Annotated in this window: 14 protein-coding genes and 1 other RNA gene; 7 read left to right on the top strand and 8 right to left on the bottom strand. The window is 62.7% G+C overall.

Annotated features, from left to right (window positions below):
• Window positions 1–12 precede the first annotated feature (12 nt).
• Together QMK32_RS11840 and QMK32_RS11835 are read left to right on the top strand one after the other, a co-directional pair.
• On the top strand, window positions 13–789 hold the full coding sequence (locus QMK32_RS11840; protein ID WP_283475346.1) for an ABC transporter permease: 777 nt from the start codon (window positions 13–15) through the stop codon (window positions 787–789).
• Window positions 786–1,760, top strand: coding sequence for a glycine betaine ABC transporter substrate-binding protein (locus QMK32_RS11835; RefSeq protein ID WP_283475160.1), 975 nt, complete (start codon window positions 786–788; stop codon window positions 1,758–1,760). Before QMK32_RS11840 ends, QMK32_RS11835 begins: the two co-directional genes overlap by 4 nt.
• A gap of 15 nt (window positions 1,761–1,775) precedes the next feature.
• Here QMK32_RS11835 and QMK32_RS11830 read toward each other — a convergent pair whose 3' ends face one another.
• The 3 genes from QMK32_RS11830 to QMK32_RS11820 all read right to left on the bottom strand — a co-directional run bounded on the left by QMK32_RS11830 (window position 1,776) and on the right by QMK32_RS11820 (window position 7,966).
• Window positions 1,776–4,820 carry a bifunctional [glutamine synthetase] adenylyltransferase/[glutamine synthetase]-adenylyl-L-tyrosine phosphorylase gene (locus QMK32_RS11830; protein ID WP_283475159.1) on the bottom strand — a complete coding sequence of 1,015 codons (3,045 nt, stop codon included), beginning with the start codon at window positions 4,818–4,820 and terminating at the stop codon, window positions 1,776–1,778.
• A gap of 119 nt (window positions 4,821–4,939) precedes the next feature.
• Entirely contained in the window at window positions 4,940–6,280 is a 1,341-nt protein-coding gene (gene glnA / locus QMK32_RS11825; protein ID WP_084346669.1) for a type I glutamate--ammonia ligase, read from the bottom strand.
• Window positions 6,281–6,382: 102 nt separating this feature from the next.
• Complete coding sequence (locus QMK32_RS11820; protein ID WP_283475158.1) at window positions 6,383–7,966, bottom strand: alpha/beta hydrolase; 1,584 nt, start codon at window positions 7,964–7,966, stop codon at window positions 6,383–6,385.
• Window positions 7,967–8,183: 217 nt separating this feature from the next.
• Between QMK32_RS11820 and panB the strand changes: the two genes are divergently transcribed.
• From panB to pip, 3 genes are read left to right on the top strand one after another with little or no spacing between them, the layout of a single operon-like run.
• The gene (panB, locus tag QMK32_RS11815) at window positions 8,184–9,029 is read left to right on the top strand and encodes a 3-methyl-2-oxobutanoate hydroxymethyltransferase (protein WP_283475157.1); all 846 of its coding nucleotides are present in this window, start codon (window positions 8,184–8,186) and stop codon (window positions 9,027–9,029) included.
• Window positions 9,030–9,088: 59 nt separating this feature from the next.
• On the top strand, window positions 9,089–9,547 hold the full coding sequence (locus tag QMK32_RS11810) for a hypothetical protein (RefSeq protein WP_283475156.1): 459 nt from the start codon (window positions 9,089–9,091) through the stop codon (window positions 9,545–9,547).
• Between the two features lie 18 nt (window positions 9,548–9,565).
• Window positions 9,566–10,534, top strand: a complete 969-nt coding sequence (gene pip, locus QMK32_RS11805) for a prolyl aminopeptidase (RefSeq protein WP_502943585.1) — start codon at window positions 9,566–9,568, stop codon at window positions 10,532–10,534.
• On the opposite strand, the gene QMK32_RS11800 is transcribed toward pip, so the two are convergent.
• The 3 genes from QMK32_RS11800 to rnpB all read right to left on the bottom strand — a co-directional run bounded on the left by QMK32_RS11800 (window position 10,507) and on the right by rnpB (window position 12,640).
• Window positions 10,507–11,922 (bottom strand): RNB domain-containing ribonuclease, encoded by a 1,416-nt coding sequence (locus QMK32_RS11800; protein ID WP_502943584.1) that lies wholly within the window; start codon window positions 11,920–11,922, stop codon window positions 10,507–10,509. The two genes, pip and QMK32_RS11800, sit on opposite strands and share 28 nt — an antisense overlap.
• 9 nt (window positions 11,923–11,931) lie before the next feature.
• A complete protein-coding gene (locus QMK32_RS11795) occupies window positions 11,932–12,117 on the bottom strand; it encodes a hypothetical protein (protein WP_084346673.1) in 186 nt (61 codons plus the stop codon).
• Window positions 12,118–12,188: 71 nt separating this feature from the next.
• Window positions 12,189–12,640, bottom strand: an RNA gene (gene rnpB / locus QMK32_RS11790) — RNase P RNA component class A.
• Between the two features lie 50 nt (window positions 12,641–12,690).
• Between rnpB and QMK32_RS11785 the strand changes: the two genes are divergently transcribed.
• Window positions 12,691–13,212 carry a DUF1697 domain-containing protein gene (locus QMK32_RS11785; protein ID WP_283475153.1) on the top strand — a complete coding sequence of 174 codons (522 nt, stop codon included), beginning with the start codon at window positions 12,691–12,693 and terminating at the stop codon, window positions 13,210–13,212.
• Entirely contained in the window at window positions 13,209–14,477 is a 1,269-nt protein-coding gene (locus tag QMK32_RS11780; protein ID WP_283475152.1) for an SLC13 family permease, read from the top strand. Before QMK32_RS11785 ends, QMK32_RS11780 begins: the two co-directional genes overlap by 4 nt.
• Here the strand turns inward: QMK32_RS11780 and QMK32_RS11775 are convergent.
• Both QMK32_RS11775 and QMK32_RS11770 read right to left on the bottom strand, forming a co-directional pair.
• Window positions 14,466–15,602 (bottom strand): bifunctional RNase H/acid phosphatase, encoded by a 1,137-nt coding sequence (locus QMK32_RS11775; RefSeq protein WP_283475345.1) that lies wholly within the window; start codon window positions 15,600–15,602, stop codon window positions 14,466–14,468. The genes QMK32_RS11780 and QMK32_RS11775 overlap by 12 nt on opposite strands.
• A 14-nt stretch (window positions 15,603–15,616) precedes the next feature.
• Complete coding sequence (locus tag QMK32_RS11770; protein WP_283475151.1) at window positions 15,617–16,354, bottom strand: zinc ribbon domain-containing protein; 738 nt, start codon at window positions 16,352–16,354, stop codon at window positions 15,617–15,619.
• Window positions 16,355–16,407 lie beyond the last annotated feature (53 nt).

The raw sequence follows: 16,407 nt of genomic DNA, 5'->3' as shown, positions 1-16,407 counted from the left end.
CTCGCGGCCGAGATGGACGCGGCACCTGACGAAGGTGCGTCGGAGCGAAATGCTGTGAAACGCGCCGATCGCCTACGCCTGCTGGTGCAACCCGCCGTCGTTCTGATTCTGGTTGTCGGTGTGCTCGTCTGGGCCTTCAGTCGTGACCTGACCGCGACTCAACAGGGCAGCATTACTGCCAGCAACCTCGCAACGCTCACCTGGCAACACATCTTGATTACCGCAGCAGTGGTGATCATCGTCGTGTTCATCGCCGTCCCGCTCGGAACTCTGCTCACCCGACCCGGATACACCCGTCTCGCTCCATTTTTCGTGGGCATCGCCAACGTCGGCGCGGCTGCACCTGCAGTCGGGCTGCTCGTCCTCTTTTACCTGGCAACGCGTCAGACGGGTTTCTGGATAGGAGTACTGCCCATCGCTTTCTACTCGCTGCTTCCGGTGTTGCGCAACACAATTCTGGGATACCAAGAGGTCGACAAGACGCTCATCGATGCCGGCCGCGGTCAAGGCATGTCCTCGATGACGGTGCTCCGGAGGCTCGAGTTCCCGATGGCAGTGCCGTACATTCTCGCCGGCCTACGCACATCACTGGTCCTCGCGGTCGGAACGGCGACGCTGTGTTTCCTCGTGAGTGCAGGTGGACTCGGCATTCTCATCGACACCGGATACAAATTGCGAGACAACGTCACCCTGGTAACCGGCGCCGTACTTGCTGTGTCCCTGGCACTGTTCGTCGATTGGCTCGGCGCCTTGGCCGAGCAGTTCCTGGGCCCCAAAGGATTGCGATGAAGAAGACGAAGACCGTATTTGCACTGGCCATGGCGGGCGCTCTACTGGCCGGCTGCGGACTCGAATCCGGCGGCGCCGTTCCGCTCTCGGTCGGGCCGGCGAGCATCCAACCGGTCCCCGAACTCGAGGGCGTGAAGATGACCGTCGGTTCCAAGGACTTCACCGAACAGATCACGCTCGGCTACATAATCGAGTTCGCGATGGTCGCCGCCGGTGCCGAGGTCCGAGATCTGACCAACATTCAGGGATCCAACAGCACACGTGACGCCCAGTTGAACGGTCAGATCGATCTGACGTACGAGTACACCGGCACTGGGTGGATCAACTATCTGGGCAACGAGACACCGCTACCCGACTCGACCGAGCAGTACGAAGCGGTGCGCGATGCCGACCTCGCGGCAAACGACATGGTGTGGGGGCCTCCCGCCCCGATGAACAACACTTACGCGCTCGCGATGAACAAGCAGACTGCGGAGGAAACTGGAGTCAAGACGCTGTCGGACTACGCCAACCTTGTTCGAACCAACCCGTCCGCGGCCACCACCTGTGTCGAGACCGAGTTCAACGTTCGTCAGGACGGCTACCCCGGCATGGCCGCCAAGTACGAGTTCGATCCGAACCTTGCGCCTCGGCAGATTCTGCAGACCGGCATCATCTATCAGGCCACCGCCGACGGCACCCAGTGCAAGTTCGGTGAGGTGTTCACTACCGATGGACGCATCATCGCGCTCGATCTAGTTCTACTCGAAGACGATCGAGCCTTCTTCCCGAAGTACAACCCGTCACTGATCATGAAGAAGGACTTCGCCGATGCCCATCCCGAGGTGCAGGAAGTCATGGCGCCCATCACCGCGAAGCTGGACGACAAGGTCATGACCGAATTGAACCGCCAGGTGGACGTCGAGGGCAAGGAGCCCGCCGACGTCGCCCGCGACTGGCTCGTCTCGGAAGGTTTTGTCACCGCCGGCTGAACGACGGTGGAGTGGTCAGGCCCCGAAGGTCCGCTCCACCACGGCCTTTGCGCGACGCGTCACACGTAGGTAGTTGTCGAGGAACTCCCCCGCGTCGGCGTTCTTCCACCCGGCCACCTTGGCGACGGCGGAGAGAACATGTCCCGGTGCGGGGAGTTGGTCCGTCGGCTTTCCGCGCACGAGTACGAGTGCGTTGCGTGCCTTCGTCGCGAGAATCCATGCTTCGCGCAACAGTTCTATGTCGGTTTCGCTCATCAACTCGGCCGCGCCGATTGCGTCGAGAGTTTGCAGAGTCGAGGTGTTGTGCAACGACGGCACATGGTGCGCATGCCTGAGTTGGATGAGCTGCACCGTCCACTCGATGTCGGCGAGCCCGCCTCTGCCGAGCTTGGTGTGGGTGGCGGGGTCGGCGCCCTTCGGCAGACGTTCGGAGTCGATTCGTGCCTTGATGCGGCGAATTTCTCGTACGGACTCCTGGGAGACGCCGCCTTCCGGATATCGGATCTTGTCGACCATGAGCAGAAACTTGATGCCGAGATCCTGATCGCCGGCAACCTGATGGGCCCGCAGCAGCGCCTGGACCTCCCAGGCCTGAGCCCATTGCGCGTAGTACGCCTTGTACGACGCGAGGGTCCTGACGACCGGCCCGTTTCGGCCTTCCGGCCGCAATCCGGTGTCCACTTCCAACGGAGGATCGGTACTGGGCGCGCCGAGTAACTTGCGAACCCGATCGGCAATGCCGTTGGCCCACTTGACTGCGACACTGTCGTCGGAGCCCTCGACGGGTTCGCAGACGAACAGCACATCTGCATCGCTGCCGTAACCGAGTTCTCCGCCGCCGAGTCGGCCCATCCCGATCACAGCCAGGGCGGCCGGAGCCGGCTCACCACGTTCGGCTTCGCTCGCGCGAATAGCGGCTGCCAGTGCCGCGTTGATCACCGCGGCCCATACCGAGGACAAAGCGGTACAGACCTGTGGCACGTCGAGCATGCCGAGGATGTCGGCCGACGCTACTCGCGCAAGTTCGTGTCTACGCAGGGCACGCGCGGCGTCGATGGCGCGAACCGGATCATCGTACCGGCCCGAAGACGACAGGATAGCTCGGTACGTCTCCTGTGGTTCGACGTCGAGAAGCCTTGGGCCGGTTGGGCCGTCGGCGAACAGTCGGATGACCTCGGGGGCCTTGATGAGCAGATCCGGCACGTATGCCGAAGATCCGAGCACGATCATCAGCCGCTGGGCGACGGCACCTTCGTCGCGAAGTATCCGCAAAAACCAGGTGTGGTCCTGAGCGGCCTCGCAGAGTCGGCGGTAGTTGAGTAGGCCTGCGTCCGAGTCCGGGGTATCCGCTAGCCATTCGAGCAGTGTCGGCAGCAGAACCGCTTGAATCTGGCCACGCCGAGAGCCTGAACCGACGAGGGCGCGCAGATGCCCGATCGCGTTCTGGGGCGCGGCGAAACCGAGCGCCGAGAGTTGCCGCACGGCTGCTTCCGGAGTCAATCTGACAGTGTCGGAATCGAACCGTACGACGGAATCCAGCAGTGGTCGATAGAACAATTTCGCGTGCAGCCTGCGAATCCGCAGCGCGTTGCGTTTGATCTCGGCGTTCAGCACTCCGAGCGCGTCACGATTGCCATCGGGACGCATGTGCGCTGCACGGGCGAGCCAGCGCAACGCTTCCTCGTCGTCCGGCGGTGGCAGAGTGTGCGTTCGCTTCATCCGCTGAAGCTGCAGACGGTGTTCGAGCAATCGCAGGAACTCGTAGGACGCGGACAAATTCGCTGCGTCGTCGCGCCCGACGTATCCCCCGTCACTGAGCGCCACCAGGGCGTCCACCGTGCCGAGAACTCGCAGAGTTTCGTCGGTGCGGCCGTGCACGAGCTGCAGTAGCTGCACTGCGAACTCGACATCCCGCAGGCTTCCGCGACCGAGTTTGATCTCGCGTTCACGGAGCTCGGGTGGGACCATCTCCTCGACGCGCCGACGCATCGCGCGGACCTCGGGAACGAAGTCCTCCCGCTGCGAGGCCAACCACACCATCGGATTGAGTGCGGCGACGTAGCTGTGACCGAGCTCGAGGTCGCCGGTCATCGGACGCGCTTTGAGCAGAGCCTGGAACTCCCAGGTCTTGGCCCACCGCTTGTAGTAGGCGACATGCGAATCGAGGGTGCGGACCAGTTCGCCACGTTTGCCCTCCGGCCGAAGCGCTGCATCGACCTCGAAGAACGCCGAGGAGCCGATTCGCATCATTTCACCCGCGATCCGACTGGCAACCGCATCGGCGGGTTCCGCCACGAATACGACGTCGACGTCGGAGACATAATTGAGCTCTCGTGCACCGCATTTGCCCATTGCGATCACGGCAAGTCGGGTCGGCATCGGATCGTCCGGGCAAACTGTCGCGACAGCGACGGCCAAGGCTGCGGTCAAGGCTGCGTCAGCCATGTCGGAGAGCTGATTTCCGACGAGCTGATACGGCACTACCGGTTCGTTTTCCACGGTGGCAGCGAGATCCGCCGCGGCGAGAACCATCACTTGGTCACGGTAGGTTTTACGCAGTGCGACAACGGCATCGGGTCCGGTCAGACCAGCCCGGTACAACTCCGGTGAGGCATTCGGACCGGTCTCGGGCACTGCGTCGACTGCGGCCAGAAGTTCGTCGGTGAGCTGCTGCTTGCTGGGTAGTTCCACTCGCGCGGATGGACCCGTGGCGCGGCCTGCCGGTGTGGTGAGCAGACGCCAAGTATCCGGATCGGCAACGAGGTGATCGGCAAGCGCGCTCGAGGCACCGCAGAGACCCAACAGTCGACCGCGAAGGCCCTTGTCCGAACGCAAGGCCTGGTCGACTTCGGAGAAGCCGTCGCCGAGCAAATCCTGCAGCCTTGTGAGTGTCCGCAGCGCGAGATCCGCGTTGGCCGCACGCGACAACGACCACAGGAGTTCGAGACTGTTCTCGTCGACCCACCCGAGCTTCTGCAGATCTCCAGGCGCAGTGGCCTCGACCAGACCCAGACGTCCTGGCCCTGGCACGATCGAACGTGATGTGGGTGGACGCACCATCAGCGAACACCTCGACTCTGGCGTAACACAGGTTCACCTCACCGCGGGCGGGAACTAGCTCTTACTCGAACGAAGTAAAATCTAGCCCATCACGCCGGCATTCGATGACAGTGCGCAGATCACAATCCCAAGTAGGCCTTCAGCTCGTACGGCGTCACATGCGAGCGGTATTCCTCCCACTCCCGACGCTTGTTGCGCAGGAAGAAGTCGAAGACGTGCTCACCGAGGGCTTCGGCGACGAGCTCGGAGCCTTCCATTGCGTTCAGAGCCTGATCGAGGTTGCCTGGAAGCTCCTTGTACCCCATGGCGCGACGCTCGGCGGATGTCAACGCCCACACGTCCTCTTCGGCCTCGGGCGGCAACGTGTACCCCTTTTCGATGCCACGCAGACCGGCAGCGAGCAGGACTGCGAAGGCAAGGTACGGGTTGCAGGCGGAGTCGGGGCTGCGGATCTCGACGCGACGCGAGGACGCCTTGTTCGGGGTGTACATCGGAACCCGGATGAGTGCCGAGCGGTTGGACGGTCCCCAAGACGCTGCGGTCGGTGCTTCGCCACCGCGGATCAACCGCTTGTAGGAGTTGACCCACTGGTTGGTGACGGCGCTGATCTCGTTGGCATGTTCGAGGATTCCGGCGATGAACGACTTGCCGGTCTCCGAAAGCTGCATCGGGTCGTCCGGATTGTGGAACGCGTTGGTGTCGCCCTCGAACAAGCTCATGTGCGTATGCATCGCCGAGCCGGCCTGATCACTGAACGGCTTGGGCATGAACGTTGCGCGGACGCCCTCGGCGATCGCAACTTCCTTGACCAGGTATCGGAAGGTCATGATGTTGTCGGCCATCGACAGTGCGTCGGCGTAGCGGAGGTCGATTTCCTGCTGACCGGGCGCGGCTTCGTGATGGCTGAACTCGACGGAGATGCCCATCGACTCGAGCGCATCGATGGCGTGCCGACGAAAGTTCGGCGCCGAGTCGTGCACGGCCTGATCGAAATATCCACCGTTGTCGGCGGGCGTGGGCGGCGATCCGTCCTCCGGGCTGTCCTTGAGCAGGAAGAACTCGATCTCCGGATGCACGTAGCAGCTGAATCCGAGGTCTGCGGCCTTGCTCAATTGGCGACGCAGCACGTGGCGCGAATCAGCCCAGGACGGTGAGCCGTCGGGCATCGCGATGTCGCAGAACATGCGTGCCGAATGCTGGTGCCCCTTGCTGCTCGACCAGGGCAGGATCTGAAAAGTCGACGGATCGGGCTTGGCGACGGTATCGGCTTCGGAGACGCGGGCGAATCCCTCGATAGCGCTTCCGTCGAAGCCGATGCCTTCGTCGAAGGCACCTTCGAGTTCCGCCGGGGCGATGGCAACCGATTTCAGATAGCCAAGAACATCGGTGAACCATAGGCGGACGAAGCGGATGTCGCGCTCCTCCAGGGTCCGAAGCACGAATTCCTTTTGGCGATCCATGTCCGCGAGACTAAGCAAACCGCGTTAAATCTGTGTTACATCGTGATCTCGGTCTCACGTCGGACATTTCTCAGCGGACACATCGGGGACGTGAAGCTCGCGTCAGCACACCAGATCGTTACCTGTCGGAACCAGATCGACGAGATAATCGACCAACGGATCGTCGACGCATTCCTCGCCGGAGAAGGCGACCGTATGTTGGGTCCCTTCGTAGGTGACCAGGTCCGCGTCGAGCTGGCGGGCAAGGTCGACGCCTGCCTGGTACGGCGTGGCCGGGTCGAAAGTCGTGGACACGACCACTAGCTTCGGTAGCCCCGGCGCCGAGATCGTGTGCGGACTTCCGGTATTCGGTACGGGCCAGAATGCGCACAGGTCGAGAGGCGCGTTTCCGGTCCCGCGGCCGTCGTCGAGGAACGGGGCGGCCTCTCGATAACGTGTGTCTGCCTCGTCGGCCTCGGCTCGGTCGATGACCGGTGGATCATCGACGCACCGAATTGCATTGAACGCGTCGTCGAGATTCGCGTACGACCCGTCTTCGAGTCGTCCGCTGTACGTGTCGGCCAATCGCAGGAGCGTGTCGCCGCGACCGTCCCGCAGTTCGCTCAGTCCCGCTCGAAGAAGCCGCCACAGAGTTTCGGAGTAAAGCGCCTGCTGGGTCCCCGTCAGCGCGTCGTCGTAGCTCAGTCCACGCGGATCCGTCGTCTCGGCTGGACGCTCGATGAGTGGGTCGACGAGGGCACGGAACTGTCGGTTCGCGTCTGCGACGTCGGTGCCGAGCGGACAGGACGTCGATCGTGCGCAATCCGCAGCGAAGCCGTCGAATGCGCCCTGGAAGGCTGCTCCCTGCTCGACGGCCTCGTCGACGGGACTTTGCTCTGGATCGAGTGCGCCGTCGAGCACCATTGCTCGCACGTTCCCGGGGAACGCCTCGGCGTACGCGGTGCCGATTCGAGTGCCGTACGAGTAGCCGACGTAGGTGAGCTTCGCGTCCCCCAGTACCGACCTGATCACGTCCATGTCTTGGACTACCTCGCGTGTTCCCACGTGTTCGAGAAGGTCCTTACCGCTCCGCTCTGCGCATGTGGAGGCGTAGTCCTGATGCTCCGCTTCCGATTTCGCGATACCTTCCGGCGAGACGTCGACATCCGGCTCGCGTCGCTCCTCTTCGATCTCTTGCGAAGTCAAACACCGAACGGCCGGAGTCGATGCACCGATTCCGCGCGGATCGAAACCGATTCGATCGAAGCGTTCGGATAAACCGGAACCGTCCGCCTGCGTGGCCATGTACAGCCCTGACGCCCCTGGACCACCTGGGTTGAACAAGATCGAGCCGATCTTGTCCCCGTTCGCCTGCGTCCGCGAAATGGCGATCTGGGCCCTTTCTCCCGTCGGTTCCTCGTAGTCCAGTGGCACCGTGACCTTCGCGCACTCCATATCGTTACGAAAATTCGTTCCGTCGGTGTCGTAGGAATCGCAGGGCCCCCACTCGAGCGACTGGGTGTAGAACTCGGCGAGGCCGGCGGGGACGATTCCGGCCCCGGGCCCGAAAGATTCGACGGACGGCGAAAGCCCCTCTGCTTCCGGGGTGCCCTCGGTTGTCGAGCTCTGCGCGCACCCCGCCGCGGCCATCAACCCCACCGCGCCCATGGCTGCCATCCGAACCAGCGGAGTGCGACTCGTTCTCATTCCCACGATGGTGCCAGAACTTCGTGTGCGCACTGCTCACGCAGGACAGCAGCGAAGCCGAACCTCCCGCGAATGGCTCGTGCCCGGAACAGACGGTGTGACCGATTGCACTACCGCGTGCTCTTCGGTCGAGTAGACACGGGTGGCAGACTGAAGGCGTCATCAACCCCATCCCGGGGACCCGAAATCGGGCCTCGAGGAACCGAAAGGGACAAAGATGTCCGACAACACGATTTACGGTGGATCCGACGCATCCGTATCCGGATTGACTCGCAAGACCCGTACCCACCATCTTCTGCAGATGAAGGCCGAGGGTGAGCGCTGGGCAATGCTCACCGCTTACGACTATTCCAGCGCTCGCATCTTCGAGGAGGCCGGCATTCCGGTTCTGCTCGTCGGAGATTCCGCAGCCAACGTCGTCTACGGCTACGACACCACAGTTCCGATCACCATCGACGAACTCCTCCCCCTCGTCCGCGGGGTCGTGCGTGGAGCCCCCAATGCACTCGTCGTCGCAGACCTTCCCTTCGGCAGCTACGAGTCCTCCGCGCAACAGGCGCTGGCCACAGCCACCAGATTCATGAAGGAAGGGCTCGCCAACGCCGTCAAGCTCGAAGGCGGAGAGCGCGTCGCAGATCAGATCGCCGCCATCACTGCAGCGGGTATCCCGGTCATGGCACACATCGGATTCACCCCGCAAAGCGTGAACGGCCTCGGCGGATTCCGGGTGCAGGGCCGCGGCGACGCCTCGGACAAACTGGTCGCCGACGCTATCGCCGTCCAAGAGGCAGGTGCGTTCTCCGTCGTCATGGAGATGGTTCCGGCCGACATCGCGGGCCAGGTATCCCGCAAGCTGACGATTCCCACCGTCGGAATCGGTGCGGGCAACGAGTGTGATGCACAGGTACTCGTCTGGCAGGACATGGCCGGTTACACCAATGGAAAGACGGCGAAGTTCGTCAAGAAGTTCGGCCATGTCGGAGACGAACTCCGATCTGCGGCCGCGTCGTATCTGTCCGAGGTCCGCTCCGGTGTCTTCCCAGGACCCGAACACAGCTACTGAGTCGCCTCCGGTGGCGTGAGCTGATTGCTGGAGCCGATCGAGATGGCACACTCGTTGCCATGAACTCAGCTACCCAGGCCCAGTCCAGGTTTCGTCGAGTACCCCGAGTCGTCGTTTCTGTCGCGGGCGCGGTAGCAGTGTTCGCTGCTACCGCCGCTTGCGGTACGAATTCGACGACCACCGGCTCGTCGTCGACCCCGACCGCGACTGACACACCCACGAGCGCTACCTCCCCCTCTGGTGCAGCCGGAATCACCGAGCAGCAGAGCCGGCAACTGTGCAGCGATCTGGATGCGCAGCTGCAGGAATGGAGAATTCAAGGCCCGACGATCGGCCGTGGAGGTCTCAATATCGTCGTCCAGACCTGGGCGGCGCAGAGCGGCACGATCAACCTTCAGGTTGTGCAGAACCGCTCGATCGTCGACGAGGTGACCATCGCTAACTGCCCGGATACCCGTGCGGAAGCCATGCGGTCGCTCGAGATTCCTGATCTCGCATCCGGTCTCGTCGGGTTCTGACGCGTGACGTCGACATCACTGCGAGAGCTGTATCCGCCGATCGAGCCGTTCGACGGCGGTCTCCTCGACGTAGGCGACGCCCAGCACATCTATTGGGAGGTCAGCGGTAACCCAACGGGCAAGCCGGTTGTGTTCGTTCATGGTGGGCCGGGCGGTGGAACCGGCCCTACGCAGCGCCGTTACTTCGACCCCGCGGTGTATCGCATCGTTCTGTTCGATCAGCGGGGCTGCGGGCGTTCCACGCCGCATATCGCCGACGGCGGAGATCTGGCGGTGAACACGACCGACCGGCTCGTTGCCGACATGGAAAAGCTACGAACGAATCTCGCCATCGAACGGTGGCTCGTGTTCGGTGGTTCCTGGGGTTCGACTCTCTCGCTCGTGTACGCACAAACTCATACCGAACGCGTCAGCGGTTTGATCCTCCGAGGAATCTTTCTTCTTCGACGCAGTGAGATCGACTGGTACTACAACGGCGGTGCGGGCCATGTCTTTCCGGAGCAGTGGGACAAATTCCTCGCTCCGATCCCGAAAAACGAACGCGACGGGGACCTGGTCGAGGCGTACCACCGCCTGCTGACTTCCGAGGATCGTGATGTCGCGACCTCGGCCGCGGTCGCCTGGTCGGCGTGGGAAGCCTCCACCAGCTATCTCGTTCCTCGGCCGGATCAGATTGCGCAGAACGAGGATCCACGATTCGCACTCGCGTTTGCGGGAATCGAAAATCACTACTTCGGCAATGCGGGGTTCCTTCGGGACAACCAAGTGCTCGCCGACGCGCACAAGTTGGAGGGCATCGACGGAATCATCGTCCAAGGACGGTACGACGTCGTGTGCCCCGCGACAAGCGCATGGGAACTCCACAAGGCCTGGCCCGGCGCCGAACTCGTGATAGTCGACGACGCCGGCCACTCGGCCGCCGAGCCTGGCATAGTCCACCATCTGATCGAGGCCACCGATCAGTTCGCGTCACTACCCGATTCGTAGGCGAAGCCGATTCGACGGGAGTCGGTGTCGGCGACGGTGAGCCGCACCGTCACCTTCTCCCCTTCGGGTGGATTGCCTGCGCATCTGCTGATGACGATCGGGTCGTGAACAAAGACTTCGGCCTCGCGCTTGTTCTCGGCCCCGCGAAGCACCAACGCGCCGAACCGTTCACCGACGCGGCCCGTGAGAATTGCCGATTCGGCGAGATCGATGCACGCCCGATCCACCTTGGACGCAACGGAATCGGACTTTCGCATGGTCGCCGGAAGTTCGGGAAGCGCGCTTGCGGCCCACTCCGGTACATCCGTCCCCGCAACGACCGCCAAACACACCTCGGTGGCGAACCGGTCCGACAGTCGACGAAGCGGCGCCGTCACATGGGCGTACGGAGCTGCGATGCCGGAGTGCTCGCTGAGTTTCGGCGCGGCGCCGTCGAACGCCGCGTAGTCGGCGCCGCGCAATAGGCCGGTCGCCTGGGTCATCATTGCCAACGTTTCGGGCGCATCGGCTGGGAGAGCAGAGAGTACTGCGCCGGCCGATACACCGTCCGGCCAATCGATTCCGAGCATCGAGGCGGTGTTGCGCAATGTTGCCAACGCCGTGTCGGTCGCACGCGGAAGTGTGCGCAGTAAACCGATGTCGGCGGCGAGCATGATCTGTGCGGCACACATTCCGGTCAACAGTGACACTTCGGCGTTCCAGCCGTCGACAGAAGTTCTGGCCTGGAGCTCGATACGCCACGAATCGCCGTCGGGAACCACTTCCTGTTCGGGCAGCGTGATGTCCACCGCACCCCGCCGAATCGACGATTCCGCTCGCAGCCGCCCGAACTCGTCCAGATATGCAATCGACGGATGCGGACTCGCGGCATCGAAGTCGGCCTGCACTCCGGCGTAGTCGAGTCTCGCAATCGACCGTACCGACGCTCTGGTCACCGTCCACGACGTCGGCTCGCCGGATCTGTCCAGCTCGATCCTCCACAGCGCCACCGGCCGAGTCTCGTTCGGCAACAAGCTCGCCGAACCCTCCGACAGGACCCGCGGATGAAGTGGAACCGAGCCGTCCGGGAGATAGAACGTCTGTCCGCGTTCACGCGTCTCCGCATCCAAGGCGCCGCCGGGAACGACAAGCGCTCCGACATCGGCTATCGCATAGTGGATGACGAAACCGGTCGTTGACTTCTCGATGTGTACAGCCTGATCGAGATCCATCGACCCGGGCGGGTCGATGGTCACCAGCGGGATGTCGGTGCGATCGACGCGATCTCCGATATGACGGTCCGTAGCCGACCGAGCCTCCGCGAGAACGACCTCGGAAAACTCGTCGCGGAGGCGAAACTCGGATCTGATCGCGCGAAAATCGAAAGCTGGTGCGGTCAGCCGGGTCAGAAACACCGGCTAGTTCTTCCAGTCGTCGTCGGCCTTGTCCGCAGCCTTGTTGCGCTCGGCGGCGATCGTCAACGCGCGCTCGGCGGTCTGGCGGTCCGGGTAGGGCCCCATCCGGTCCAGTGCGCCGGACTCCTTGCCCTGAGCCACGGTCTTGGTGCGGATGTCGTAGAACCACGCGTCATCGTCATTACTCATGTTCACAGTCTGCCCGAAGGTCCACGACGGAATCCAGGGGGTCATTCCGCAGGCTCCACTCCCGACGAGTGCGAACGAGTCGGTATATAAGCCGGATCCTGTGATCCTTACCTCGCCGAGGCGAGGAAAGGAACGACGACCATCCATCTGGGCACACCGTCGCCGGGTACCTCGAGCAGTCCACCCGCAGGCTCGGGCGAGCAGCCCTCGAGCACCTGCGCAGCCGAACCTTCGCTAGAAGGTACGGCCTTCGACCTTGCTCCGGGCGGGGTTTACCTAGCCACCCCAGTCACCTGGGGTGCTGGTGCGCTCTTACCGCACCGTTTCACCCTGACCCGTGTCGAGATCTCCCGAAGGAGATTTCTTCGACACGGGCGGTCTATTTTCTGTGGCACTGTCCCGCGAGTCACCTCGGGTTGCCGTTAGCAACCGCCCTGCTCTGTGGAGTCCGGACTTTCCTCGGCCTGGAGCTTGGCAGAATCGCTCTGCCAGTCCTCCGAGCCGCAGCCGTCCAACCGACTCGTTCGCGAGATGAACTCTACTGTGTCCTCGCTCCGAACTACAGTTTCACTCATGAAGCACGTCGTCCTTCTTCGCGGAATCAACGTCGGTGGCATCAATATCAAGATGGTCGAACTGCGCGCAGCCTTGACCTCCGCGGGATTCGACGACGTTCGAACAATCCTCGCGACAGGCAACGTTGTGCTCGAAAGCACGCTTTCCGCCCTTGAAGTGAAGAAGTCCGTCGAGAAGATTCTGTCGGAGACCTTCGGTTACGAGGCGTGGGTGATCGTTCTGGACGTGTCGTCACTGCAGTCGATCATCGAAAGCTACCCGTTCGACGCCGAACGTAACGGCTGGCATCCGTACGTCATCTTCGGCAACGATGCCGACCATCTGCGCGAAGTGGCAGGTATAGCAGACACTCTCGACCCCGAACTGGAATCACTCGCCCCGGGCCACCGCGTCGCATACTGGGAAGTGGTGCGGGGTCACACCACGGACAGCCGCGTCGGGAAGTTCATGGCCAAGGCGAAGTACAAGCCGACCACCACTACTCGTAATCTGCGGACGCTCGTCAAGATGCTGGCGTGAGCGTTGTCGCCGCGGCACTTGTTGCCGCAGTGCTGATTTTCGCGATCTTCGCACCACGTTCCCTACCGGAGATCACGGTCGCGATCCCTGCCGCCGTTCTGACACTCCTGCTGGGACTGGTGACCGTAGCCGACGCACGCAAGCAGATTCTCGAGCTACTGCCGACGGTCGTGTTCCTGGCATTCATTCTCGTACTGGCTCATCTGGCAGACGCACTCGGATTGTTCGCCTGGGTCGCATCGGTCATGGCGCGATCCGCGAGGGGAAGCCCGCACCGGCTCCTCCTATCGGTATTCCTCGCTGCCGCAATCACCACCGCAGTATTGAGCCTCGACGCGACGGTAGTACTTCTGACACCTGCGGTCATCGGTGCGGCACGGGCGCTGCGGATGCCTGCACGTCCGCACAGTTATGCCACTGCGCACCTTTCCAATTCGGCGTCGACGCTTCTGCCTGTGTCCAATCTGACGAATCTACTGGTGTTCTCGGCGACGGGGCTGACGTTCGCACATTTCGCTGCGCTGATGGCACTGCCGTGGATTGTGGCGATCGTCATCGAAGCTGCTGTGTTCTGGGTGTTCTTTCGCAAGGACTTGGTGAGCACAGAGGCAGTGGTGAGCACAGAGGCAGTGGTGAGCACAGAGGCAGTGGACCCGACTCCCGATGTGGCTGCGCCGATCGGCACGCTCGTCGTCCTGGGGATCACTCTGGTGGGTTTCGGTGTGTCCGGAGTTTTCGGTATCGAACCGTTCTGGGTAGCGGCAGCCGGATCGGTTGTCCTCGCCGTTCCGGCATTACGCGGTGGGTTCACCGTTCCCCGGCGAATCCTGCGGGCAGCGGATCTGAAGTTCTGCGGATTCGTGCTGTTGCTGGGCATTGTCGTCGGGGGTGTCACTTCGGGACCCATCGGCCGGTGGCTCGGCGATATCCTCCCGACCGAGACCACGTTCCTCGGCCTGCTCTCGGCGGCCGCTATCGCTGCTGTCGCGGCCAACGTCGTCAACAACCTGCCCGCGACGCTGATGCTGTTGGCAGCGTTCGGCCCGTCGGCGTCGCCCGGTCTACTGCTCGCGATGATCATCGGGGTGAACCTCGGACCCAACCTCACCTACGTCGGGTCGCTGGCCGTCATGTTGTGGCGTCGAGTGGGGGCCGCCAACCACGAGCCCGCAGACCTGCGGACCTTCACCGCACTCGGCCTCATCACGACTCCGCTGACCATTCTCGGTTCGACGGCCGCGCTCTGGCTAGTGCTACTTGTGTAAGTAGGACGTCTCGTTCACCAGGCGCACCGAGGCCCCACCGTCTGGGTAGAACTCCGCGATGCTCAGGGAGGCCAGATCGAGGTGCAGCCGATAGAGGATCGACGGGCCGACATCGAGCGCCAGCTGCAGCAACAACTTGATCGGTGTCACGTGTGTGACCACAACAACGGTGGATCCCGCATGCGCGGAAATAAGTTTCTCCCGTGCCGACTGGACCCTGTCGCGAACGACGTCGAAGCTCTCACCGTTCGGCGGTGCTACCGATGTATCTCCGAGCCACTTCCGGTGCACATCCGGATGATTCTCGCCTGCCTCCTTGAAGGTCAGGCCCTCCCAAGCGCCGAAATCCGTCTCCGTCAGCTCATCCAGAGTCGAGACGGGAAGCCCTATCTTGGCGGCGAGGGCGCCGGCCGTCTGCTGTGCTCTGGCCAGCGGCGAGGCGACGATCGCGGCAATGTCGTCACGCTGCGCAAGATGCGCCGCAGCGGCTGATGCCTGCTGCGCACCCAGTTCGGTGAGAACTGGGTTTCCTCGCCCGGAGTACCTGCGATCGACGGACAAAGGTGTCTGACCATGACGAAGCAGCAGCAAACGTGTCGGTGCACCGACGGCACCGGTCCATCCCGGCCCTGCCGACTTTTCGGCAATCGGAGCAGGCGACTTGTCGGCAATCGGAGCTGTCGGCCTTTCGGCCACATGCACAGCAGGCTCGCGATTCTTACCCGCGGCCGCGTCCATCGCCTCGTTCGCGAGTCGATCCGCATGGGAGTTCTCTGCCCGTGGAATCCATTGGTACGACACTCGATCGAAGCCGCGGACCAGAGCGGCCGCCTCGCGATTGAGCGGAATCATGTCCGGATGCTTGACCTTCCACCGACCCGCCATTTGTTCGACGACGAGTTTCGAGTCCATCCGTACGTCGACCTCACGGGCGCCGACGTCAGCGGCTGCAGTCAGACCGGCGATGAGGCCTCGATACTCGGCCACATTGTTGGTCGCGATGCCAAGCGCAAGGCGACGTTCGGCGAGAACCTCGGAGCGATCCGGGGACAACACGACCGCACCATATCCAGCTGGTCCTGGATTTCCCCGAGAGCCACCGTCAGCTTCGACGATCACGCGGATGTGGGCTGCGGAACTCAAATTCCGGACTCCTTGGTCCGCACGAGAATCGCGTTGCACTCCGAGCATCGGACGAGTTTGTCAGCCGGCGCGGCGGCAATTCGAGAGATCTCGCCACGGTCCAGTTCGATTCGGCACGCGCCGCAACGGCGAGCCTGAAGTAGAGCGGCACCGCGGCCGGACAGCGCGCGCTGCTTCTCGTAGATCTCCATCAGATCTTCGGGCAGGGCTGACGCGAGCTCGGTTCGACGGGCAGTTGCGCGTTGCTCGGCAGTGTCGATATCCGCCACTGCGTCGTCGCGGCGCCGACCCGAATCGACGAGTTCGTCCTCGATCTGCGTCACTTGTGCACCGGCATGGTTGTAGTCGGTCTGGGACGCCTCGCGACGTTCCATGACCTCGAGAAGCTCCTCTTCCAACAGGCCCTGTCGACGTTCGAGGCTGGTGAGCTCGTGCTGCAATTCCGACATTTGCTTGGGTGCGATCGTTCCGCTGTCGAGCATCTTGCGGTCGCGGTCTTCGCGCTGACGGACAGCGTCGACTTCGTTTTCGAGTTTCTTGATATCGCGGTCGAGATCGTCCATCGACATCTGGACTGTGACGGCAGCGTCTCGACGTGAGACTCGCTCGGCCTCGAGCTTCTCGAACTCGGTCTGCTCCGGAAGCGTTCTACGCCGATGAGCGATCTGCGTCAGTTCGGTATCCACTGAGGCCAGTTCGAGAAGTGAGGCCTGCACTCGGGGGTCGACATTCACGCGTGATGACTCCTGCGACTATGGAAGTTGATTCGGTCGAACCTTACCGGCTC

It is taken from the genome of Rhodococcus sp. H29-C3 (assembly GCF_030063405.1).
Lineage (GTDB): Bacteria > Actinomycetota > Actinomycetes > Mycobacteriales > Mycobacteriaceae > Rhodococcoides.
This window is presented reverse-complemented; position numbering and strand designations above follow the sequence as displayed.